Source organism: Streptomyces panacea (assembly GCF_040560175.1).
GTDB lineage: Bacteria > Actinomycetota > Actinomycetes > Streptomycetales > Streptomycetaceae > Streptomyces > Streptomyces panacea.
Map to the genome: position 1 here is coordinate 1 of NZ_JARJHW010000135.1, position 19,983 is coordinate 19,983.

Annotated in this window: 19 protein-coding genes and 1 tRNA gene; 8 read left to right on the top strand and 12 right to left on the bottom strand. The window is 71.1% G+C overall.

Annotated elements, in window-relative coordinates; all coding sequences use genetic code 11:
- From P3L51_RS26045 to P3L51_RS26055, 3 genes are all read left to right on the top strand, one after another.
- Positions 1-259 (top strand): peptidoglycan-binding protein (locus P3L51_RS26045; RefSeq protein ID WP_354607727.1); only part of this gene is annotated, 259 nt, incomplete at its 5' end.
- A 14-nt stretch (positions 260-273) separates the two neighbouring features.
- A complete protein-coding gene (locus P3L51_RS26050; RefSeq protein ID WP_354607728.1) occupies positions 274-2,400 on the top strand; it encodes an SPFH domain-containing protein in 2,127 nt (708 codons plus the stop codon).
- A 210-nt stretch (positions 2,401-2,610) separates the two neighbouring features.
- Positions 2,611-3,204, top strand: coding sequence for a lytic polysaccharide monooxygenase auxiliary activity family 9 protein (locus P3L51_RS26055; protein WP_354607729.1), 594 nt, complete (start codon positions 2,611-2,613; stop codon positions 3,202-3,204).
- A gap of 175 nt (positions 3,205-3,379) precedes the next feature.
- Here P3L51_RS26055 and P3L51_RS26060 read toward each other — a convergent pair whose 3' ends face one another.
- The 5 genes from P3L51_RS26060 to ehuB form a co-directional block, all read right to left on the bottom strand.
- Positions 3,380-4,138, bottom strand: coding sequence for an IclR family transcriptional regulator (locus P3L51_RS26060; RefSeq protein ID WP_354607730.1), 759 nt, complete (start codon positions 4,136-4,138; stop codon positions 3,380-3,382).
- Positions 4,139-4,415: 277 nt separating this feature from the next.
- Entirely contained in the window at positions 4,416-5,240 is an 825-nt protein-coding gene (ehuA, locus tag P3L51_RS26065) for an ectoine/hydroxyectoine ABC transporter ATP-binding protein EhuA (protein WP_354607731.1), read from the bottom strand.
- Entirely contained in the window at positions 5,230-5,880 is a 651-nt protein-coding gene (gene ehuD, locus P3L51_RS26070; RefSeq protein ID WP_354607732.1) for an ectoine/hydroxyectoine ABC transporter permease subunit EhuD, read from the bottom strand. Before ehuD ends, ehuA begins: the two co-directional genes overlap by 11 nt.
- Positions 5,880-6,632 carry an ectoine/hydroxyectoine ABC transporter permease subunit EhuC gene (gene ehuC / locus P3L51_RS26075; RefSeq protein WP_354607733.1) on the bottom strand — a complete coding sequence of 251 codons (753 nt, stop codon included), beginning with the start codon at positions 6,630-6,632 and terminating at the stop codon, positions 5,880-5,882. The genes ehuD and ehuC overlap by 1 nt, the downstream gene beginning before the upstream one ends.
- A complete protein-coding gene (gene ehuB, locus P3L51_RS26080; protein WP_354607734.1) occupies positions 6,629-7,552 on the bottom strand; it encodes an ectoine/hydroxyectoine ABC transporter substrate-binding protein EhuB in 924 nt (307 codons plus the stop codon). The genes ehuC and ehuB overlap by 4 nt, the downstream gene beginning before the upstream one ends.
- A gap of 173 nt (positions 7,553-7,725) precedes the next feature.
- Between ehuB and P3L51_RS26085 the strand changes: the two genes are divergently transcribed.
- The gene (locus P3L51_RS26085) at positions 7,726-8,226 is read left to right on the top strand and encodes a DUF3830 family protein (protein ID WP_354607735.1); all 501 of its coding nucleotides are present in this window, start codon (positions 7,726-7,728) and stop codon (positions 8,224-8,226) included.
- Between the two features lie 53 nt (positions 8,227-8,279).
- Here P3L51_RS26085 and P3L51_RS26090 read toward each other — a convergent pair whose 3' ends face one another.
- Both P3L51_RS26090 and P3L51_RS26095 read right to left on the bottom strand, forming a co-directional pair.
- The gene (locus P3L51_RS26090; RefSeq protein WP_354607736.1) at positions 8,280-9,689 is read right to left on the bottom strand and encodes an amidase; all 1,410 of its coding nucleotides are present in this window, start codon (positions 9,687-9,689) and stop codon (positions 8,280-8,282) included.
- Positions 9,682-10,632 (bottom strand): D-2-hydroxyacid dehydrogenase, encoded by a 951-nt coding sequence (locus P3L51_RS26095; protein WP_354607737.1) that lies wholly within the window; start codon positions 10,630-10,632, stop codon positions 9,682-9,684. Before P3L51_RS26095 ends, P3L51_RS26090 begins: the two co-directional genes overlap by 8 nt.
- A gap of 130 nt (positions 10,633-10,762) precedes the next feature.
- Here P3L51_RS26095 and P3L51_RS26100 point away from each other — a divergent pair, with 130 nt between their 5' ends.
- From P3L51_RS26100 to P3L51_RS26110, 3 genes are all read left to right on the top strand, one after another.
- The gene (locus P3L51_RS26100) at positions 10,763-11,740 is read left to right on the top strand and encodes a maleate cis-trans isomerase family protein (protein WP_354607738.1); all 978 of its coding nucleotides are present in this window, start codon (positions 10,763-10,765) and stop codon (positions 11,738-11,740) included.
- A complete protein-coding gene (locus tag P3L51_RS26105) occupies positions 11,737-12,456 on the top strand; it encodes a maleate cis-trans isomerase family protein (RefSeq protein ID WP_354607739.1) in 720 nt (239 codons plus the stop codon). The genes P3L51_RS26100 and P3L51_RS26105 overlap by 4 nt, the downstream gene beginning before the upstream one ends.
- Before the next feature lie 87 nt (positions 12,457-12,543).
- Positions 12,544-13,611 carry an LLM class flavin-dependent oxidoreductase gene (locus tag P3L51_RS26110; protein ID WP_354607740.1) on the top strand — a complete coding sequence of 356 codons (1,068 nt, stop codon included), beginning with the start codon at positions 12,544-12,546 and terminating at the stop codon, positions 13,609-13,611.
- 17 nt (positions 13,612-13,628) lie between these two features.
- Here P3L51_RS26110 and P3L51_RS26115 read toward each other — a convergent pair whose 3' ends face one another.
- The gene (locus tag P3L51_RS26115) at positions 13,629-15,527 is read right to left on the bottom strand and encodes a putative bifunctional diguanylate cyclase/phosphodiesterase (protein WP_354607741.1); all 1,899 of its coding nucleotides are present in this window, start codon (positions 15,525-15,527) and stop codon (positions 13,629-13,631) included.
- Between the two features lie 337 nt (positions 15,528-15,864).
- Here P3L51_RS26115 and P3L51_RS26120 point away from each other — a divergent pair, with 337 nt between their 5' ends.
- A complete protein-coding gene (locus P3L51_RS26120) occupies positions 15,865-17,109 on the top strand; it encodes a M6 family metalloprotease domain-containing protein (RefSeq protein WP_354607742.1) in 1,245 nt (414 codons plus the stop codon).
- Between the two features lie 94 nt (positions 17,110-17,203).
- Here P3L51_RS26120 and P3L51_RS26125 read toward each other — a convergent pair.
- The 4 genes from P3L51_RS26125 to P3L51_RS26140 form a co-directional block, all read right to left on the bottom strand.
- Positions 17,204-17,277 (bottom strand) — tRNA-Lys (locus P3L51_RS26125).
- A gap of 119 nt (positions 17,278-17,396) precedes the next feature.
- Positions 17,397-18,059, bottom strand: a complete 663-nt coding sequence (locus tag P3L51_RS26130; RefSeq protein WP_354607743.1) for a hypothetical protein — start codon at positions 18,057-18,059, stop codon at positions 17,397-17,399.
- Positions 18,060-18,187: 128 nt separating this feature from the next.
- The gene (locus tag P3L51_RS26135) at positions 18,188-18,535 is read right to left on the bottom strand and encodes a DUF8844 domain-containing protein (RefSeq protein ID WP_354607744.1); all 348 of its coding nucleotides are present in this window, start codon (positions 18,533-18,535) and stop codon (positions 18,188-18,190) included.
- A 92-nt stretch (positions 18,536-18,627) separates the two neighbouring features.
- Positions 18,628-19,983, bottom strand: a complete 1,356-nt coding sequence (locus P3L51_RS26140; protein WP_354607745.1) for an AAA domain-containing protein — start codon at positions 19,981-19,983, stop codon at positions 18,628-18,630.

Here is a 19,983-nt window from a genome sequence, read left to right on the forward strand (position 1 = left end):
CCCCGGCGGTACGAGCGCGCGGCCCGAGTACCCCGGGGCGGAGCAGTTCCGGCCGGGCCGGTCCAGCACGCACGTCGCCCGGCTCGGCGACCGCCTGGTGAAGCGCGGCTTCGGCAGCCACTACGTCTCGGACCCCGGTTCGCGCTGGGGGGAGGCCGACCGGCGCAACGTGGAGGACTTCCAACGGGCGCAGGGCTGGCGCGGCAGCGCGGCCGACGGGTACCCCGGCCCCGAGACTTGGCGACGACTCTTCGCATGACGACGGAGGCAAGGATGACCACACAGACATCGCAACCGAACGGCGACGGGCAGATGCTGCGGGGCGCGCCCGCGCTGCGGGCGGCGGCACGCAACGCGCTCACGGCACGAGGGCCGGCCGAGCCGGTGGCGCCGGTGGATTCGGCCGAGCCCATGGAGCTCGTGGAGCCCGTCGGTCCGGTCGAGCCGCCCGGCGGCGCCGAGGTCCCGGCGGGGCCTCCGGCGGTCGCCACGACCGGCTGGAACGAGGCCGGCTGGTACCAGAACGTACGCCTGCTGACGGAGCCACCGGCCGAGCCCGATCCTCCGCACGAGGGGGAGCCGCCGGGACCGGTGGCGACAGCGGAGCGCGTGGACGTGCTCGCGAAACGACCCGCTGAGGCGGAGCTCTCCCCGGCGCCCGAGGCCGAGACCGACGTCGAGGCCGACTTCGGGGCCGGGCGGGAGGCTTGCTACGACGGGGCGGTGGCCGAGGTCGCGGACATCGTGGAGTGGGCGTCCGCCGAGAAGGAACGGGACCGGGAGCCGGATCCGGTGTCGGTGGGACCGCCGGCGGAGACGGCGGCGCGGGCGGCCTGTGCCGAGCCGGAGGCCCTGTGGGGCGATGCCGCGGCGTCGGTACGGACCGGGACCCGCCCGGAGTGGGAACCGGCGGTGGACGTCCCGGAGACCGTTCCGGCCGGGCTCGACGCGTCCGGCGCGCCGGAGGCGGAGGCCACCGACGTACCGCACTCGCGAGGTGAGTCCTGGGCGTTGCCCGTGACGGACGAGCCGTCGCGGCCGGCGGCCGGTCCCGAGCCGGACGTCCGTGCGGACGCCGCCGTGGAAGTGGCCGAGGCCGAAGCCGAAGCCGAAGCCGACGAAGAGGCCGGGGCCGGGGCTCCGCGGCCGGACCACGGACACGCGGTGGGCACCTCCACCGATGACATCCCGTCAGGTCACCCCGAGGGCCCCGCCCCCAGCGGGATCCCCGCGCCCATGTGGGACGTCTCCGTGCGGGCCGGGACGGGGGTCGCCGTTCCCACGCGGGCCTCCGTCACCTTCGACAGCCACCGCTGGAGCCCGCTCATCGTCGGTGAGGCCACCCACGAGATCCCCGTCCATCTTCTCTTCCGCGACGACGAGGCGCCCGCCCCGGCCGCCGGACGTCCGCGCGCCCGCCGCGCGTCCGTCGCCTCCGCTCCCGTTTCGCCGCCCGTTCTCGCCCCGGCCGCCTCGCGCCCCGCGACGCCCGTGGACACGAAGCTGGTCGAGCGGCCCGGTCCCACCCTGCCCGGCTGGACGGCGGCGTTCGCCGGTGTCGCCGGTCTGTTCTGCTGCGCGGTGGTGCTCTGGTGGGTGGGGGCCGTGCCCGAGGCGCTGACGGAGATGTTCGGGCTGGGCTCGAATCCGTACCACGGCATCGGCATCGGCATGTGGGCGGTGCTCACCGCCGCCGTGACGCTGACGCTCTTCGCCTTCGGCGGGCTCGGCCGCGGCCGGGTCGGTCACGCCTGGGTGCTGACGCTCTTCGGCGAGTACCGGGGGAGCGTGCGGCGTACGGGACTTCTCTGGGTCAGCCCGCTCCTGCTGCGCCGGCGCGTGGACGTACGGCTCCGGCACTGGCGCAGCGAGCCGATGCCCGCGGTCGACGCGCACGGTACGGCGCTGCGCGTCGTGGTCCTGGTGGTCTGGCGGGTCAGGGACACCGTCCGGGCGGCGCTCGGGGTGCGCGACCACGAGGAGTATCTGCGCGAGCAGGTCGAGGCGGCAATGGCTCGCGTGCTCTCGCAGCTGCCCGCCGACGCCTTCCACGAGGCCGCGCCGACGCTGCGCAACGCCGAGGTGGTCGGCGAGGCGCTGACCCGGATGCTGTCGGCGGAGTGCCGGCCCGTCGGGCTGGACATCTTCTCGGCGCAGCCGACGCGGATCGAGTACGCGCCGGAGATCTCGGCCGCGATGCAGCGCAGCCGGATCACGGCGATCGACGCCAGGCACCGGGACACCGTGCTGACGTCAGTGGTCGACGCGGTGGACGACACCGTGCACCGGCTGACGTCGCGGGGGCTGGTGGAGCTGGACGACTACGAGCGCAAGGTCCTCGTGAAGGATCTGACCGTGGCGTTCTACACCGGCAGGCACGGTCTGAACGAGGGGAACTGACCGTTCCGCTGCCGCTGATTGGTCTGGACCTTTCTTGGTCGTTGTTATGGACACGGTCAACTTCGGTCAATACTCTGTGCCTTGGTCTAGACCTGATTGCGCAGTCAGGAGTCACCGCACCACCGCACGACCGCACCACCGGCGTCATCCGCACCACCGCACGCGTGCAGCACGGCTCACCGAACTCCCCACGGTCCCAGGAGCGAGAGCATGCGAAAGAAGAGAATCAGCGCCGCCGTACTCGGTCTCGCGGTGGCGGGCGTGTCCCTGCTCGCCACCGGCAGCGCGACCAGCCACGGCTACACCGATTCACCGATCAGCCGTCAGAAGCTGTGTCAGAACGGCACCGTCACCGGCTGCGGAAACATCCAGTGGGAGCCGCAGAGCGTCGAGGGCCCCAAGGGCTTCCCGGCCGCGGGCCCCGCCGACGGAAAGATCTGCTCGGGCGGCAACGGCCAGTTCGCGCAGCTCGACGACCCGCGTGGCGGCAACTGGCCCGCCACCAACGTCACGGGCGGGCAGGGCTACAGCTTCCGCTGGCAGTTCACCGCCCGGCATTCCACGTCCGACTTCCGTTACTACATCACCAAGAACGGATGGGACCCGACCCAGCCGCTCACCCGCGCGGCCCTCGACCCGCAGCCGTTCATGACCGTGCCGTACGGCAACCAGCAGCCGCCGGCCACGCTCGTCCACCAGGGCACGATGCCGACCCAGAAGACGGGGAAGCACATCGTCCTGGCCGTGTGGAACGTCGCGGACACGACCAACGCGTTCTACGCCTGCTCAGACGTGAAGTTCTGATCCACCCGTCTCAGTTCCACCCGATTCTGTTCCACCGATTCTGTTCCATCAGCATGTGACCGGCGAGGGTCTGCTTCATCGCTGACGGCCGGGTCGCCGTACGTGGGGTGTGTGCCGCAACCCGCGTACGCCGGCCCGGTTCCGCGCTGTCCGGCGGAGGTGGGGTGGCCGCGGGTCAGATGGCCAGCGAGAGCGCCATCGGCGCCGCGCCCCGGTTCAGGGTGTCCGCCGCCGAGCGCAGCCGGTGCGCGTGCTCGATCGGCATCGACAGGGCCAGACAGCCGACCGCCGAACCCGCCGTCAGCGGCACCGCCGCGCAGACCGTGCCCACCGCGTACTCCTGGAGGTCCAGGATCGGCATCGTCGCCGGCTGGCTGTCCAGCCTGGAGAACAGCACGCGCTCGCTGGTGATGGTCCGTGAGGTCAGTCGCGCGATCTTGTGCCGGGAGAGATGGTCCCGGCGGCCGTTCTGGTCGAGCTGGGTGAGCAGGCACTTGCCGACGGCGCTCGCGTGCGCCGCCGAGCGGAAGTCCACCCACTCGTTGACCGCGGGCGCGTCCGGCCCGTCGGCGTACTGCGTGATCTTGACCTCGCCGTCGATGTACCGGCTGATGTAGACCGCCGCTCCGACCGAGTCGCGCAACTCGCCGAGCGTGTCCTGGAGTTTGGCCTCCAGGGCATCCTCACGGGTGGTGCCGGAGCCGAGCAGGATCAGCGAGTCCCCTATGACGTACGCCCCGTCCGCCACCTGCTCCACATAGCCCTCGCGCCGCAACATCGCGAGCAGCGGGGCGAGATGGCCGGTCGGCAGTCCCGTCTCACGGGCGATCTGGAGATCCAGGACGCCACCGGCGTGCTTGGAGACCGTTTCGAGGACGCGCAGGACGTATTGCACCGAGTGGAACGGCGCGGTCGGCTCCGGCTTCAGCGCCACGGTTCCCCCTAGCAGGTTGTGACCGCAAGCTTCTCTATCACGATAGCCGTCAAGAGCCCTTTCCGGGGCGGCTGTTGAGCAGAATGACGCCCCGTCCAGCGGTCCTATCTGGGGCGTATCGCTCTGGCATATGCCGGAGTCACAACCTTCGGGAGGTCGGACGCGGAAACGGGGGAACCCGGTCCGCGGAACGAGGACCGGGTTCCCCCGAATTCGGCGAGGCCGTCGCCTGCGTGAATGCGCCGGGCGTACGCCTGTAACGCCGCTACGTCCGGCGCTACAGCACCGCGCTCAGGAACTCCCTGGTGCGCTCGTGCTCCGGGTCGCTGAACATCTTCTCGGGCGGTCCCGACTCGATGACCCGACCGGCGTCGAACATCAGTACGTCGTCGGAGATGTCCCGGGCGAAGTTCATCTCGTGCGTCACGCACAGCATCGTGATGTCCGTCGTGTGGGCGATGTCGCGCAGTACGTCGAGGACGCCCGCGACCAGCTCCGGGTCGAGCGCGGAGGTGACCTCGTCCAGCAGCAGGACCTGCGGCCGCATCGCGAGCGCCCGCGCGATGGCCACCCGCTGCTGCTGCCCGCCCGAGAGCTGGCTCGGATACGCGTCGCAGCGGTCCCCGAGTCCCACCAGGTCGAGCAGCCCGCGCGCCCGCTCGTCGGCCTCGTCCGTGGACAGGCCGAGTACGTGCACCGGCGCCTCGGTGACGTTCCGCAGCACCTTCATGTTCGGGAAGAGGTTGAACTGCTGGAACACCATGCCTATGTTCTTGCGCACCTCACGGACATGGCGCTCACCGGCGGGGACGAGCTTGCCGTCCTTCTCCTCGTGCGTGAGGTAGTCGCCGGCCACCTTGATGGTGCCCTCCTCCGGCCGGATGAGCGTCATCAGGAGTCTGAGGATCGTCGTCTTGCCCGATCCGGAGGCGCCGATCAGCGTCACGTGTTTGCCGGAGTTGACCGTGAAGTCCAGTGAGTCCAGGACCGTGTTGGACCCGAAGCGCTTGGTGACCTTGTCGAAGCGGATCAGCTCGCTGCCGTCGGCGGCGGGATTGGCCGTTTCCTTCGAGGTGTTGAGGGGAGTGCTGTCAGCGGACAAGGCGACGCTCCAATGCTCGCATGAGAAGGGATGCCGGATAGGAGATGACGATGAAGGCCACACCCACGAGGGTGAAGACCTCGACCGTCAGGAAGGTCTGGGAGGCGAACTGCCGTGCCTCGCCGAGCATTTCCAGCACACCGATGACGAAGAGCATCGGCGTGTCCTTCAGCATCGCGATGACGTAGTTGCCCAGCGCGGGCACGACGCGGCGGATCGCCTGCGGGAGGATCACCGCACCCCAGGTGCGGGACCTCGGCAGATTGAGCGCCTTGGCCGCCTCCCACTGGCCGGCCGGGACGCCGTCGATGCCGGCCCGGTAGACCTCGGCGGTGTACGTCGAGTAGTGCAGGCCCAGGCCGACCACACCGGTGACCATGGCGCTGAGCGTGACACCCCACTCGGGGAGCACGTAGTAGAGGAAGAACAGCTGCACGAGCAGCGGGGTGTTGCGGACGAACTCGGTGAGGATGTTCACCGGCCAGCGCACCACCGCCAGGCCGGATCGCTGGGCCATCGCCCAGACGAGCCCGAGCGCGAAGGCGAGCAGCGCGCCCAGGACCAGTGCCTGGAGCGTGACGAGCAGGCCGTCCCAGAACATCGGCATGAAGTCGCCGACCGCGGACCAGTTCCACTGCATCAGCGCTCACCTCCCGCGGTCGCCGTGACGGCGTCCCGCTGCTGCTGCTGGGGGACCTCGGCCTTGCGCCCGGCCCACCATGGCTTCTTCTCGGGGCGCTGACCGATCCCGGCCTTCGCCTGGCGTTCGAGGACGCGCATACCGCGCGTGAGCACGAAGGCGAGCACGAAATACATCAGCAGGATGACCGTGTAGACGGGCGCGCTCTGACCGGTCGCGTTACGCACCAGCGACGCGCCGAAGGCGATGTCGGCCACGCCCATGATGGAGACCAGTGCCGTGCCCTTGAGCAGCTCGATCAGCAGGTTGTTGAACGGCGGGATCATCTCCGGCCAGGCCTGCGGCAGGATGATCTTCCGCAGCTGCTGCGGGGGCGTGAAGCTCAGCGCGATCCCCGCCTCGCGCTGGGCGGGGGACACGGCCTGCACCGCGCCCCGGACGACCTCGGAGCCGTACGCCCCGTACGTGAGCCCGAGCGCCAGCGTCGCCGCCCACAGCGGGACGAGCTGCCAGCCGAAGCCCAGCGGGAGCACGAAGAAGATCCAGAACATCAGGATCAGCGCGGACGTACCGCGGAATATCTCGAAGTAGGCCCCGGATATGAAGCGCACGATCCACAGCCGGTGGGAGCGGGCGAGTCCGACGACCAGCGAGACCACGGCGGCCAGCGCGGCGCTGAAGACCGTCAGCTGGACGGTGATCCAGACGCCTTCGAGGAGGAGTTTCCACAGGCCCCAGGTGATTTCACTCATGGCGCGCACTTCTCCTTCGCCGTGATGGTCGTCATCTGGTCCTTCGTGAAGCCGAAGGGCCGCATGATCTCCAGGAGTTCACCGCTCTTCTTGAGCTTGTGCAGCTCGCGGTTGAAGGAGTCGCGGAGGTTGGTCTCCGGTGACCGGAAGGCGAAGCCGCCGACATCGATGACGGGCTTGCCGTCCACGATCGGCGTGACCTCCTTGGTGGCCTCGGCTCTGGTGCTCTCCGCCTCCTTGATGACGTTGAACACCGTGACCGCCGTGCCGGCGAAGACATCGACGCGGCCCTGCTCGACGGCGAGCAGCCCGGCCAGCTGGTCGGGCAGGGTCGTGATGCTCTTGACCCCGGCCTCCTCCGCGTAGCCGATCTCCGCGTAACCGACACCCGTCGCCATCTTGGCGCCGGCGTCGGCGATGTCCTGGTAGCTGTTCAGATTCTTCGGATTCCCCTTCGGCACGATGAACGCGTCGAGCATCTGGTATTCGGGGTCCGCGAAGATGACCTGCTCGCAGCGTTCGGGGTTGATGTACATCCCGGCCGCGACCACATCGAATTGGAGCGAGTTCAGGCCGGTGATCAGCGAACCGAACTCGGTGGCGAAGGGCTGGACGCTGTCCACCCCCAACGCCTTGAAGATCCGCGAAGCGATGGCCGGGGCGGAGCCCGTCATCTCGCCGTCCTTGCCGATGTAGCTGTACGGCTGCTCACCGGCCAGCCCGAGGCGCACGGTCCCCTTGGCGCGCAACTGGTCCAGGAGTGTCCCCCCGTCCCCGGTGTCGGCGGTGGCCACGCGGCTGCATCCGCTCGCGGCTCCGACCGCCCCCGCGACACCGAGTGCCGCGGCACCCGCGAGCAGCGAGCGGCGCCGTAGCCCGCTTCCTGTGCTTCGTGTGTTGTTCGCCTGTAGTGGAGCCATAGGCGCGCGGCTACCCGAATCGTCCGAGGGTATGCGGATCATTTTCGGACCGATATGCCTATCGTTACCCGCGGGGAGGCGGGTCCGTCCGGCCCGGCATTCGCTCGGCCGGGGCGGGTATTCATGGCCGGACACAGGCTGAACCGAACCGACGAGAAGGGCGCGAAGAACCTATGAGCGACCGCTTCATCGAAGTGTCCCTGGACAAGCGCGGCGTGCGCTGCACCGCCAAGCTCCTCGACGAACTGGCCCCGATCACCTGCGCCGCGGTGTGGGACGCGCTGCCGCTGGGCGGTGACGTCTATCACGCCAAATACGCGCGCAACGAGATCTACGCGCTGATGCCCGGGTTCGCCGCGGAGGAGCCGCCGCTGGAGAACCCGACGGTCACCCCCATTCCGGGCGATCTCTGCTATTTCACCTTCTCGGACACGGTGCTCGGCACCACGTCGTACGGGTACGAGGACCAGGCCGCCCACCGGGGCCGCCGTACCGTCGTCGACCTCGCGCTGTTCTACGAGCGCAACAACCTGCTGATCAACGGCGATACGGGGTGGATCCCCGGCATCGTCTGGGGCTCGGTCGTCGAAGGGCTCGACGAGATGGCGGAGGCGTGCCAGGACCTGTGGCGCGCAGGCGCGATCGGCGAGACGCTGAATTTCAGGCGGGCCTGAGCCGGGACGGACCGGCCACCCGACGCACCCGGTGACCCCTCGCGGTCACGGCACTACGCGCCGGTCGGTGCCGGGAGCGACGTCGCTCCCGACTCGTACAGCGCGTGTGCCGCCCGCATCACCAGCGCGTCCGCGTGACGGGCGCCGATCAGCTGGAGGCCGATCGGCAGCCCGTCCGCGTCCACCCCGCACGGCACGGTCGCCGCGGGCTGCTGGGTCAGGTTGAAGGGGTAGGTGAAGGGGGTCCAGCCGGTCCAGCGGCGGTGCCCCGAGTCCTTCGGCGTCTCGACGCCCGCCTCGAAGGCGGTGATCGGCAGGGTGGGCGTGACCAGCAGGTCGTACGTCTCGTGGAACCGGCCCAGCCGCCGGCCCAGCTCCATCCGCGCGTCCACGGCCGCCAGGTAGTCCAGCGCGCTCGCCTCCGCCCCGGCCGCCACGATCTCCTGGAGCCCGGGGTCGAGCAGCGCGCGCTGCTCGTCGCCGAGCGACTGCGTCACCCGCGCCGCGCCCGTGAACCAGAGCGTGTGGAACGCCTCCACCGGGTCCGAGATGTCCGGGTCGGCCTCCTCGATGTACGCGCCCAGCTCCGCGAGGCGCCCCACCCCGCGCCGTACCGCCGCCGCCACGTCCGGCCGCACCGCGACCTGACCGCCGAACGACGGCGAGAACCCGATCCGCAGCCCCGCCACCCCCTCCGACAGGGTGGCGCCGACACCCGGCGCGGGCGCGAGCTGGGACCAGTCGCGCCAGTCCGCGCCGCTGATCACGTCGAGCAGCAGCGCGGCGTCGGCGGCGTCGCGCGCCATCGGACCGGCGTGCGCCAGCGTGCCGAACGCGCTGGACGGGTAGAGCGGGATGCGCCCGTAGGTGGGCTTGAGCCCGAAGACGCCGCAGAAGGACGCGGGGATCCGGACCGAGCCGCCGCCGTCGGTGCCGATCGACAGCGGGCCCGCGCCGAGCGCCACCGCCGCCGCGCTGCCACCGCTCGATCCGCCGGCCGTCCGCGACAGGTCGTACGGATTGCGGGTCACCCCGCTCAGCGGTGAGTCCGTCACACCCTTCCAGCCGAACTCCGGGGTCGTCGTCTTGCCCAGCAGGACCGCCCCGTTCTCGCGCAACCGGGCCACGGCGGGCGCGTCCTGCGGCCAGGGACCGGCCGGGTCGATGGTCCGCGTACCGCGCAGGGTCGGCCCGCCGCGCTGGAGGAACATGTCCTTCACCGAGACGGGGACCCCGTCGAGCAGCCCCTGTGGCTCCTTCCGGCGCCAGCGGCCGGTGGACGCCTCGGCGGCGGCCAGCGCCTCCTCGGCGTCGACCCGGACGAAGGCGTTGACGAGTGGCTCGACCGCCTCGATCCGTTCCAGGGTGGCGCGCACCACGTCGACCGGTGAGAAGTCGCCCTTCTCGTAGCCGGCCAGCAGCTGTCGTGCGGTGAGATCGGTGAGGAACATGGACTCAGTCATGCATGGGGACGTACCCACGTTTCTTGTCCACCACGTTAGGCAATGGCTCTCCGGACGCCCAAATGTCGTAAAGACCGACGAACTGCTCGGCCAGTCGGTCCCGCCAGCCGACGGTGTCACCGCTCATGTGCGGCGACACGATCAGGCCGGGCACATCCCACAGCCGGCTCTCCGGATCGAGCGGCTCCGCCTCGAAGACATCGAGTGCGGCGCCCGAGATCCAGCGCTTGGACACGGCCTCCACCAGCGCGTTCTCGTCGACGAGCTGGCCGCGCCCCACATTGATGAAGCGCGCCGAAGGCTGCATCAGACCGAAGAGACGCGCGTCGAACATGCCGCGGGTGCTCTCGGTGAGCGGCGCCGCGCAGATCACCCAGTCCGAGCGGGTCAGCAGCCGGTCGAGCTGGTCGGCGCCGTGGATTCCCGGGCGCGCCGTGCGGCCGGTGACCGCCACCGTCACGCCCAGCGCCTTCAGGGTCTCGGCGATCGCCCGGCCGATCGGACCCGCGCCGACGACGGTCGCGCGGCTGCCCGCGACCCGCAGTCCCTCGCGGTGGCGCCAGCGCCGTTGCCGCTGGAGTTCGAGAGTTCCCGGCAGATCCTTGGCCATGGCAAGCACAAGACTTGCCACATATTCGGCAATGGGCTCCTCGAAGATGCCCCGGGCGTTCGTCACCAATGTTTCGGAGTTGATCAGCTCCGGGCAGAGCAGCCGGTCCACGCCGGCGCTCGCCGTATGGACCCAGCCCGGCCGCGGGCCGTCCCCCGGCCAGGCGAGACGGATCGCGTCCGATGTGAAGTCCCACGCCAACAGAACGTCAGCCAGGGGGAGTTGGGCGGCGAGGTCGGACTCGTCCGCGTACCGGATCGTGGCCCGGCCGGTCAGCCGGCCGAGGCGCGGCGGCGGGTCGGCACCCAGGACGAGAAGCGTCGGTTCGGCCATCGGGAGAGCCCTTCTGAGCGGGGCGGGGATTTCCCCGAGGAAAATTCGGTGCAACGTCTTTCCTGTACTTATTGACCACGCTCGCATTCAGCTCCTACCGTCGTCAACAACAGCCAAAGGGAGCAGAGAGATGGATGTCTCCTTTCTGGGCGGGCCGCAGCCGCAGCGTGGTGTCGGCGTGGTCGCCCCATTCGATTTCGCGCTCGACCGCGAACTATGGCGTTGGATGCCCGACGACATCTCGCTGCGCGTGACGAGGACGCCCTATGTCCCCGTCGAGGTGTCGCTGGACCTGGCCAGACTCGTGAGTGAGCACGAGACCCTCGGAGAGGCGGTGCGGGCGCTCGGAGCGTCCGAACCAGAGGTGATCGCGTACGCCTGCACGTCGGGCAGCTTCGTCGGCGGTCTCGCCGGCGAGCGGGCGATGTGCGAGGCGATGGACACAGCGGGCGAGGTCCCCTCGCTCACCACGTCGGGGGCGCTGCTCGAAGCGCTCTCAGAGCTGGGCGCGAAACGGATCGCGCTGGTCACGCCCTATACGGAGTCGGTCACCGAGTCGCTGGAGGAGTACCTGGCCGAGGCCGGGGTAACTGTCACCGGTCGCGCCTTTCTGGGGCTGACCCGGCACATCTGGAAGGTGCCGTACCGGTCGGTCGTGGACATGGCGCGGCAGGCCGTCGTCGGCGCGGCCGACGCGCTGTTCATCAGCTGTACGAACCTGCCGACATACGACGCGATCCCGCAGTTGGAGGCCGAGCTGAGGATGCCGGTGCTGTCGGCGAACCAGGTCACGATGTGGGCGGCCCTGCGCAGAATCGGCGCCCACGCGGTCGGCCCGTACCAGGGCCTGCTGCTCGACCCGCCGCCGGTGCGCCACGTGTCTACGCTGGAAGGGACAAGGGAATTTCCCGCGATCCACGAGATCCCGATCTCCGACATCTCGAAGATCAACGAGATCTCCGAGATCGGCGACATCCCCGGTGTCCCGGAGATGGAGCGGATGGAATCGGCCCAGCAGATGCAGGACGTCCAGACGGTCCAGCCCGGTGAGTGGGCGCAGCCTTCCCAGCCGGACACTCCGACCGAGGAACAGGAAGGGTGGACATGACGACCGTCGGACTTCTCTACCCCGGCCACTCTGCCGAGGACGACTACCCCCGTCTGGAGATGCTCTTCGACAGTGACATCAGACTGCCTCTCGTCCACACCGACATCGGCGAGGACGCGCACCGCGTCGACGCGCTCCTGGAAATGGGCTCGGCGCGGCGGCTGGCGGACGGCGTCGAGGAGCTGCGGATGGCCGGCGCCGAGTCGGTGGTCTGGGCGTGCACGAGCGGCAGCTTCGTGTACGGCTGGGAGGGCGCGCACGAACAGGCACGCAAGCTGGCGCTGGAGGCGGGACTGCCGGCTTCGAGCACGTCCTTCGCCTTCGCGCACGCCGTGCAGGCGCTGGGCGCGCGACGGGTCGCGGTCGCCGCTACCTATCCGGAGGACGTCGCGGGTTACTTCACCGCCTTCCTGAAGGCGGCGGGCATCGAGGTGGTCTCCACCCGCGGCAGCGGCATCATCACGGCGGCCGAGGTCGGCACCTGGGGCCGGGACGAGGTATTCGCCCTGGCCCGTGCGGGCGACCACCCGGACGCGGAGGTGGTTCTCCTTCCGGACACGGCCCTGCACACGGCCGCGTACCTCCCGGAGCTGGAGGAAACCCTGGGCAAACCGGTCCTCACAGCGAACCAGGTGACGGTCTGGGAGGGCCTGCGGCTGGTGGAGCGCCACGCGTGGGCCCCGAAGCTGGGGACGCTGTTCGCGAGCCGGGACTGAACCCGGCCCGGCCCCGGGAATAAACCGGAGCCGCCCTCCTGTTGGTGCGGGCTGTACGCACTTCCCGCACCAGAAGGGTTCGCACCGGTGGTTGACGCAATTCGAGGTACGGCGCTGGGCAGCGCGCCCGTGCCGCTGTCCGTGCTGGATCTGGTCACCGTCGGCAGTGGGAGCACCGCGCGTGAGTCCCTGCGGACCAGTGTCGAGATCGCCAAGCTCGGGGAGCGCCGGGGCTACCACCGCCACTGGGTGGCCGAGCACCACTCGATGCCCGGCGTCGCCTCCTCGTCGCCCGCCGTGATCCTGGCCCACCTCGCCGCCCACACCGAGCGCATCCGGCTCGGGTCGGGCGGCGTCATGCTGCCCAACCACGCGCCGCTCGTCATCGCCGAACAGTTCGGCACCCTGGAGGCCTTCGCCCCCGGGCGGGTCGACCTCGGGCTCGGGCGGGCGCCCGGCACCGACGGGGCCACGGCCGCCGCGCTGCGCCGTACCGACCGGCTGAACGAGGGCGCCGACGACTTCCCGCAGCAGCTCGCCGAACTCACCCGCTTCCTGGACGACGACTTCCCGAACGGGCACCCGTACTCCCACATCCACGCCGTCCCCGGCCCCGTCCAGGGCCCCGCCGCCCGGCCGCCGGTCTGGCTCCTCGGCTCCTCCGGGTTCAGCGCCCGGCTCGCCGCCACGCTCGGGCTGCCGTTCGCCTTCGCGCACCACTTCTCGGCGCAGAACACCATCCCCGCGCTGGACCTCTACCGCGAGTCCTTCCGGCCGTCCGCCGTGCTCGACGCCCCGTACGCGGTGATCGGCGTCGCCGCCCTCGCCGCCGAGGACGAGAACGAGGCCCGCCGCCAGGTCCTGACCGGCGCGCTGTCGATGCTGCGGCTGCGCACCGGGCGCCCCGGGCTCGTCCCGACGCCCGAGGAGGCGGAGGCGTACAGCTTCAGTCCGCAGGAGCGTGACTTCGTCGACGGCTGGCTGACGAACATCGTCCACGGGACCCCGGACGCCGTCCGCGCCGGACTGGACGACCTCCAGAAGCGCACCGGCGCCGACGAGCTGATGCTCACCGCCAACGCCCACGGCGCCGACGCGCGCCTGCGCAGCTACGGCCTGATCGCCGACGCGTACGGTCTGCCCGACGCGCTCTAGACGAGCGGTGATCGGGGTCAGACCTTCAGTGGGCTGACCCCGATCATCTCCGCGATCCGCTCCGGCGCCACCGCGCGCGAGTAGAGCCAGCCCTGCCCGGTGTCGCACCCGATCCGGCGCAGCCGCGCCGCCTGCCCCGCCGTCTCCACGCACTCCGCCGTGACCGTGAGACCCAGCCGGTGCGCGAGATGGACCAGCGTCTCCACGATCGTCTCGTCCGCCGGACTGGGGTGCACGCCCTCGTCGTAGCGGAAGCCTCGTACGAAGGAGCCGTCCAGCTTCAGTACGGAGACGGGCAGCCGGCTCAGATACGCGAGGTTCGAGTAGCCGGTCCCGAAGTCGTCGATCGCGATACGTACGCCCATGTCGCTCAGCGCCTGGAGCGCCTGGAGCGGCCGGCCCGCCGAGCCCATCACCGCCGACTCGGTCAGCTCCAGTTGCAGCAGACGCGGCGCGAGACCGGTCTCGGTGAGGATCGCCGCCACGTCGGCCACCAGGTCGGAGTCCCAGACCTGCCGTACGGCGACGTTGACGCTCACGAACAGCTGCCGGTCCGCCGGGTGGTCCCGGTGCCACTGGCGGGCCTGGAGACAGGCCGTACGGAGCACCCACCGCCCGAGCTGCACGATCGAGCCGTCCTCCTCGGCGATCCCGATGAAGCGGTTGGGCGCCAGGATGCCGAACTGCGGATGGTTCCAGCGGACCAGCGCCTCCACGCCCTGGACGACCCCGTCGGCCATCCCCACCAGCGGCTGGTACTGAAGCACGAACTCCTCGCGCTCGACGGCCGGGCGCAGCGTGGACGAGAGCGCCTGGCGGGTCATCCGGTGCGCGTTGCGCTCCGGGTCGAAGAGGGTCCAGCGCGCCTTGCCGTCCGCCTTCGCCCAGTAGAGCGTCGTGTCGGCGACCTGCATCAGACCGGTGGGTGTGGTGCCGTCGGCGGCCCGTTCGACGACGCCGATGGACGCCGAGACCGAGAGCCGCTGCCCGGCCAGGTCGAAGGGGAGCTGGAGCGCGGCGAGCACGGCGCGGGCGAGATCGGCGAGCTGCTCCGTCCCGGCCGAGTCCTCGACCAGGATCGCGAACTCGTCGCCGCCGAGGCGCGCGACGAGGTGGCTGCCGCCGCGACTGTGCGGGTCGTTGTCGGCGCACTCGGTCAGCCGGCCCGCCACGGCGGCGAGCAGCCGGTCGCCGACGCGGTGCCCGAGGGTGTCGTTGACGGCCTTGAACCCGTCCAGATCCAGGTAGCAGAGACCGATCCGCCCTGTTCTGCCATGGTCGTACGACGATTCGAGCGCGGTCGACAGCCGCTCGAAGAACAGCGTGCGGTTGGGCAGCCGGGTCACCGGGTCGTGCATCTGGAGATGGCGGAGCCTGGCCTGGAGTTCGCGCCGCTCGCTGATGTCCGTGAGGGAGAGCAGGACGCTGCCGCCGTCGGGCAGGGGCGCGACGTTGACCTCGGCCCAGAGCGCGCGGCCGTCGGGCTGCTTGAGGCGACGGGTGCAGCGGAAGCGGGAGCGCCGGCCGCGCAGGACCTCGTGGTACGCGTGCCAGGTCCGGTCGTCGGAGGCGAGGTCCACCAGGTCGGCGGCGGCACGGTCGCTCAGTGACGCGCGCTCGGTGCCGATCAGTTCGGCGAGGGCGTCGTTGGCGGTTACGACGGTGCCGCGGAGGTCGACGACGGCCATGGGGAGCTGGGCGGCGTTGAAGGCGGCGCGCTGCTCGCGCTGCTCGCGCTGCTCGCGCTGCTCGCGGCGGTCGGGGGTCTCGCGGGAGCCGTCCGTGGTTCGCGGTTCGGCGGAGGAGAGGCCCGTACCGTCCGGCCTGCCCGGAGCGTCGCGCTCCGTGACCGGCGGCGCGCTGGAATCGGGTGCCGCGACTGCCGCGGGCCGCGGCCCTTCGGAGGTTCCGCTCACGGCTCGCTCCCGCAGTGCAGTGGTGTCGTACAGGCGTGTGATTCGGGATGATCGGCGCTGGAAAGTGTGCCGATCATAGAGGCTGGCCGGTCGGCCGTTCCAGCTCCGCCGTGGTGAACCGGGGCGCACGCTGACGGCGGCGGTCGGAGGGCGATCGTTTCTGCTCGGCTGCGGCGCGGGATGTCTCCGGATGTCTTCGGTCTGATCGATTGTGACTTTCCGTGATCCGTCGGGGGTGTCGGCCCACTCGCCCAACTGGGCCAGCGGAACAGGGCGTATCGTCTCGAACCGGCGCAAGGTGGGTGAGCTGTCCCGCATTCCGCAGCCGGAGGTCCACGTGGAGCGTCGCCTGACACCCGGGGGAGTGGAACGGGCGCGCCTGCGCAGTACGGCCGCGGCCTTCACCTCCCTCGTCGCGGTCGCCGCCACCTCACTGGTGGCCGGCCCCGCCGTGGCCGCCAACCCCGCGGGGCCGTGCGCCCTGCCGCGTACCACCGCGCACCACTCGCTCGGCCTCGACACGTGGAACGCCTCCTACCCGCGCCCGGCCAGGACCCTCGACGCGGTCATGGTCTTCCTGTCCTTCCCGGACTCCGTGCCGCGGGCCGAGCCCGCCGATCTGGTGGCCGACCACTTCCCGGCGACCAGCAGATTCTTCGAGCGGGCGTCGTACGGGAAGTTCGCCCTGCGCCCGCACCCGCTGCTCCGGTGGATCGACATGCCCCGCGCCTCCACGGACTACGCCATAAAGCGCGACTGGGACCCGGCGATGCGCACGGCGTACCTGCGGGACGCGCTGGCGGTCGCCGATCCGGTGATCGACTTCTCGCGTTACGACGTCGTCTATCTGGTCGCCGACCCGGACGCGCCCGGCGTGGACTCCGACGCGACGAAGGTGGTCAACTTCGATCACCCCATGAGCGCGGACGGCACGGAGATCAAGCGCGTCGTCACCGTCTTCGAGCGGCACCCGCCGGACCGCAACGTACTGGCCCACGAGACCGGGCACGTCTTCGACCTGCCGGACCTCTACCACCGGCCGACCGACGGAAAGGGCGACTGGGACACCCACGTCGGCGACTGGGATGTGATGGGCAGCCAATTCGGTCTGGCGCCCGATCTGTTCGGCTGGCACAAATGGAAGCTGGGCTGGCTCGAACGGCGGCAGGTCAGCTGTGTGAAGCCCACGGGCACCAGCATGCTCACCCTGGAACCGCTGGACGCCGCGCCCCCGGACGGGGCGAGCGCGGGGACCCGGCTCGCGGTGGTCAGGACGGGCGAGCACTCGGCCCTGGCGATCGAGGCGCGCGGCTCGACCGGGAACGACGCGACCACCTGCACCGAGGGCGTGCTGATCTACCGGGTGCGGGGCGAGACGGAGTCGGGCGGCGGCCCCATCGAGGTGGTGGACACGCATCCGGACAGCGAGGCCTGCTGGGACCAGTCGGTCTACCCGCCGCTGGCGGACGCGCCGCTGGCGATCGGAGAGACGTTCACCGTGCCGGGGGAGGGCACGAAGGTGGAGGTGGCGGACCGTACGCGGACGGGAGCGTGGACGGTCAAGGTCACGACGAGGGTGTGACGGGCGGGGGCGCCGGGGGCGGTGCGTAGGCGGTGCGTAGGCGGTGCGGGACACGAAAAAGCCCCTCGCTCTCGCGAGGGGCTTCTCCTGTCTGTGCGCCGCCAGGGACTCGAACCCCGGACCCGCTGATTAAGAGTCAGCTGCTCTAACCAACTGAGCTAGCGGCGCCTGCTGACGTCGTTGACTTTAGCACCAGGATCGGTGCGAAGAAAAATCGATATGACAGGCCCCGGAGGAGGCCCCGGGGCGGGATCCGAACGACGCTCCGAACGGCGCTGGTGCGCTGCTCAGGGGCGGGAACCCGGCGCGCTCGTCACCGCGCCGGTCCGTGGTCGGGTGACCGCCGTCCGTACCGTGGGGCGGCTCGCCCGTACGCACGCCCACAGCAGCACCTCGGGGCCCGGCAGCCACGGATGACGGGTGTCGGGGGCCACCACCCAGCGCGGCGCCGGACCGGCGGCGGGGACCAGCGACGGCACGGTCACCGCGTCGCCGGAGCCGTGGCAGAGCAGCGGCGGGACGGCGGGCGCCGCGCCCTCCGGGGTCGAGCGCCCCCACTCCTCCCAGGACAGCAGTGATGGCAGCCGCTGGGCGGTGCCGGGCGCCGCGAAGAGCATCATCCGCCCCCGGTGCGTGGCGACCGGCCCGGAGCCGGGACCCTCGGACCACAGCCGGTCGAGCATGCGCCTGCCGAAGATCGCGGGCACGTTCACGACGTCGAAGACGCCGCCGCAGGGCAGCACGCCCGGGGCGGTCGGTCTGGCCTCCCAGAGGGAGAGCGTGGAGCGGGGGTAGGGCCCCGCCGAGGCGAGCCATCCCGCGCCGGAGGCGGTGACCCGCGCGGTGTGCTGGTGCCCGTCCTCGCGGAGGTAGTTGAAGATGTCGGTCCGGCGCTCGTCGTCGCAAGCTCCCGGGCTGAGGGGGGATTCATCTCGCAGCCATGCGCTCATGGCCACTACGTCTACCTGGAGTGACTGTCCCGTTCCGGGGAGTTGCCGGAAAGCGGGACGGGGCGGTGCGGGAGGGCGTAACCTGCGCCTCGGCATATGCCAGGCGGGTGGCCGGAAACGCGCGCCCGTCACTCCCCGGGCGTGCGCCCGTTGCGCAGCAGGTCGCGGCCGAACTCCACCATCTTCTTGGCGTAGTCCTCGGTCCACTTCGCCTGTTCGGCGATGTCGGCGGCCGTGAGGCGGTCGAACCGCCGCGGATCGGCGAGCTGCGCGGCGGCGACGGCCTGGAACTCCACGGCCCGGTCGGTCGCCGCCCGGAAGGCGAGCGTCAGCTCGGTGGCCCGGTCCAGCAGCGCGCCCGGGTCGTCGATCGACTCCAGGTCGAAGAAGTGCTCCGGATCGGCGGCCGCCTCCGACGGCTCGAACAGCAGCGGGGCGGGCCGCAGCCGTCCCTGACTCGATTCGGATTCCGCCATGTGGTCCTCCTGCTGCTCTTGATGCGGGCGTCTGTGCGGTCGTACGTACGGCTTCGGCCACCGTCCATTGTCCCGCCCCGCGCAAGTGGGCCTCAGGGTTGCCAGGGCACCCGGTGTTCCGAGAGGTGGGAGAGCACCGCGTGGTTCGCCTCCCACCCGTCGGGGAACTTGATCGTGACTCCCAGTTGCACCGGCTCCGTCGACGGGTGTTCGTCCAGCAGTTCCGGGACGCCCGCGCGGCAGACCACGACGCAGGCGTGGCGGTGGCGGGACGTGAGCACGCAGAGGCGGCCCGTCTCCAGGTGGAACGCCGTCGCGTCCGGGCGGCCCGAGAGCGGGTGCAGGACCACCGTGACGTCGAACTCACGGCCCTGGAGACGGTTCGCCGTGTCCACGGCCACGCCCGTCACCCCCAGCTCCGCGAGAGCCGCGCGGATCGCCGCCGCCTGGTCGCGGTGGGCCGTGCCGACGGCCACGCGGTCGGCCGTCAGCGGCGCCGCGTCCGGGCCGCGCTCGCCGACCGTCGCGCCGCCCCGGTCCAGCAGCCGGCGGACGACCAGGGCCACCGCCCGTACCGCCTCGGGGTCCGTACGGGGCGTACGCCGCGCGGGCAGCTCCAGCAGTCCCCAGCCGGACGCCGCCGCCTCGTCCACGACCCGGTCCGGGCCCGAGCCGTCGGAGGGGACGGCGAAGGTGAGCCGCCGGTCCGCCGGGCCCGTACCGCTGCGGAACGGCGTGTACGGGTAGAACGCGTCCGAGACCAGCGGCGCGGCCGACGCGGGCAGCCGCCACGACACCGGGAGCCGGTGCTGCGGCAGTTCGGGATTGTGCGCGAGGAGCGTGGCGACCGCGCTCGCCGACGGGTCGTACGACAGCCCCGCCCACTGGTCGGCGCCGACCACGCTGAACGGGTCCAACTGGCCCGGGTCGCCCACGAACAGCGCCCGCTCGAACAGCCCGGCGACGGCGAGCAGCGCGTCCGAACGCATCTGGTACGCCTCGTCCACGATCGCGTGCCGCCACGGCTCGACGCCCTGTACGTGCGCCCACTTGGCTGCCGTCGACACCACCACGTCGAGGCCCGCGAGATCGGCCGCCTTCGCCGACTTCCGTACGGAGGGCAGCTCGTTGAGCGACGGGTCGTAGGGATCGGGGTCGTTGCTGTGCAGCCGGCCCACCGGCAGGTCGGGGGCCTTCTCGGCGAGCCGGGTGACGAGGTCGTCGACCTGGGCGTTGGTCTGCGCGACGACCATCAACGGCCGCCCTGCGGTGGCCAGTTCGAGCGCGGCCCGCACCACGAGCGTCGACTTCCCGGCCCCGGGCGGCGAGTCGACGACCACGCCTCGGTACGCCCCGTGCAGCGTGTCGTGCAGGATCGCGTCGGTCGCCCGCGCGGCCTCGGCGCCGGGGTCGAAACCGGCGCGGCCGGATGCGGCGGTGGCGGTCAC

What these genes read in the sequence shown, in the direction of transcription:
- P3L51_RS26050 (WP_354607728.1), top strand. Translation starts at nt 274, where the DNA reads ATGACCACACAGACATCGCAACCGAACGGCGACGGGCAGATGCTGCGG.
- P3L51_RS26055 (WP_354607729.1), top strand. Translation starts at nt 2,611, where the DNA reads ATGCGAAAGAAGAGAATCAGCGCCGCCGTACTCGGTCTCGCGGTGGCG.
- ehuD (WP_354607732.1), bottom strand. Translation starts at nt 5,880, where the DNA reads ATGCAGTGGAACTGGTCCGCGGTCGGCGACTTCATGCCGATGTTCTGG.
- ehuC (WP_354607733.1), bottom strand. Translation starts at nt 6,632, where the DNA reads ATGAGTGAAATCACCTGGGGCCTGTGGAAACTCCTCCTCGAAGGCGTC.
- ehuB (WP_354607734.1), bottom strand. Translation starts at nt 7,552, where the DNA reads ATGGCTCCACTACAGGCGAACAACACACGAAGCACAGGAAGCGGGCTA.
- P3L51_RS26085 (WP_354607735.1), top strand. Translation starts at nt 7,726, where the DNA reads ATGAGCGACCGCTTCATCGAAGTGTCCCTGGACAAGCGCGGCGTGCGC.
- P3L51_RS26090 (WP_354607736.1), bottom strand. Translation starts at nt 9,689, where the DNA reads ATGACTGAGTCCATGTTCCTCACCGATCTCACCGCACGACAGCTGCTG.
- P3L51_RS26095 (WP_354607737.1), bottom strand. Translation starts at nt 10,632, where the DNA reads ATGGCCGAACCGACGCTTCTCGTCCTGGGTGCCGACCCGCCGCCGCGC.
- P3L51_RS26100 (WP_354607738.1), top strand. Translation starts at nt 10,763, where the DNA reads ATGGATGTCTCCTTTCTGGGCGGGCCGCAGCCGCAGCGTGGTGTCGGC.
- P3L51_RS26105 (WP_354607739.1), top strand. Translation starts at nt 11,737, where the DNA reads ATGACGACCGTCGGACTTCTCTACCCCGGCCACTCTGCCGAGGACGAC.
- P3L51_RS26130 (WP_354607743.1), bottom strand. Translation starts at nt 18,059, where the DNA reads ATGAGCGCATGGCTGCGAGATGAATCCCCCCTCAGCCCGGGAGCTTGC.
- P3L51_RS26135 (WP_354607744.1), bottom strand. Translation starts at nt 18,535, where the DNA reads ATGGCGGAATCCGAATCGAGTCAGGGACGGCTGCGGCCCGCCCCGCTG.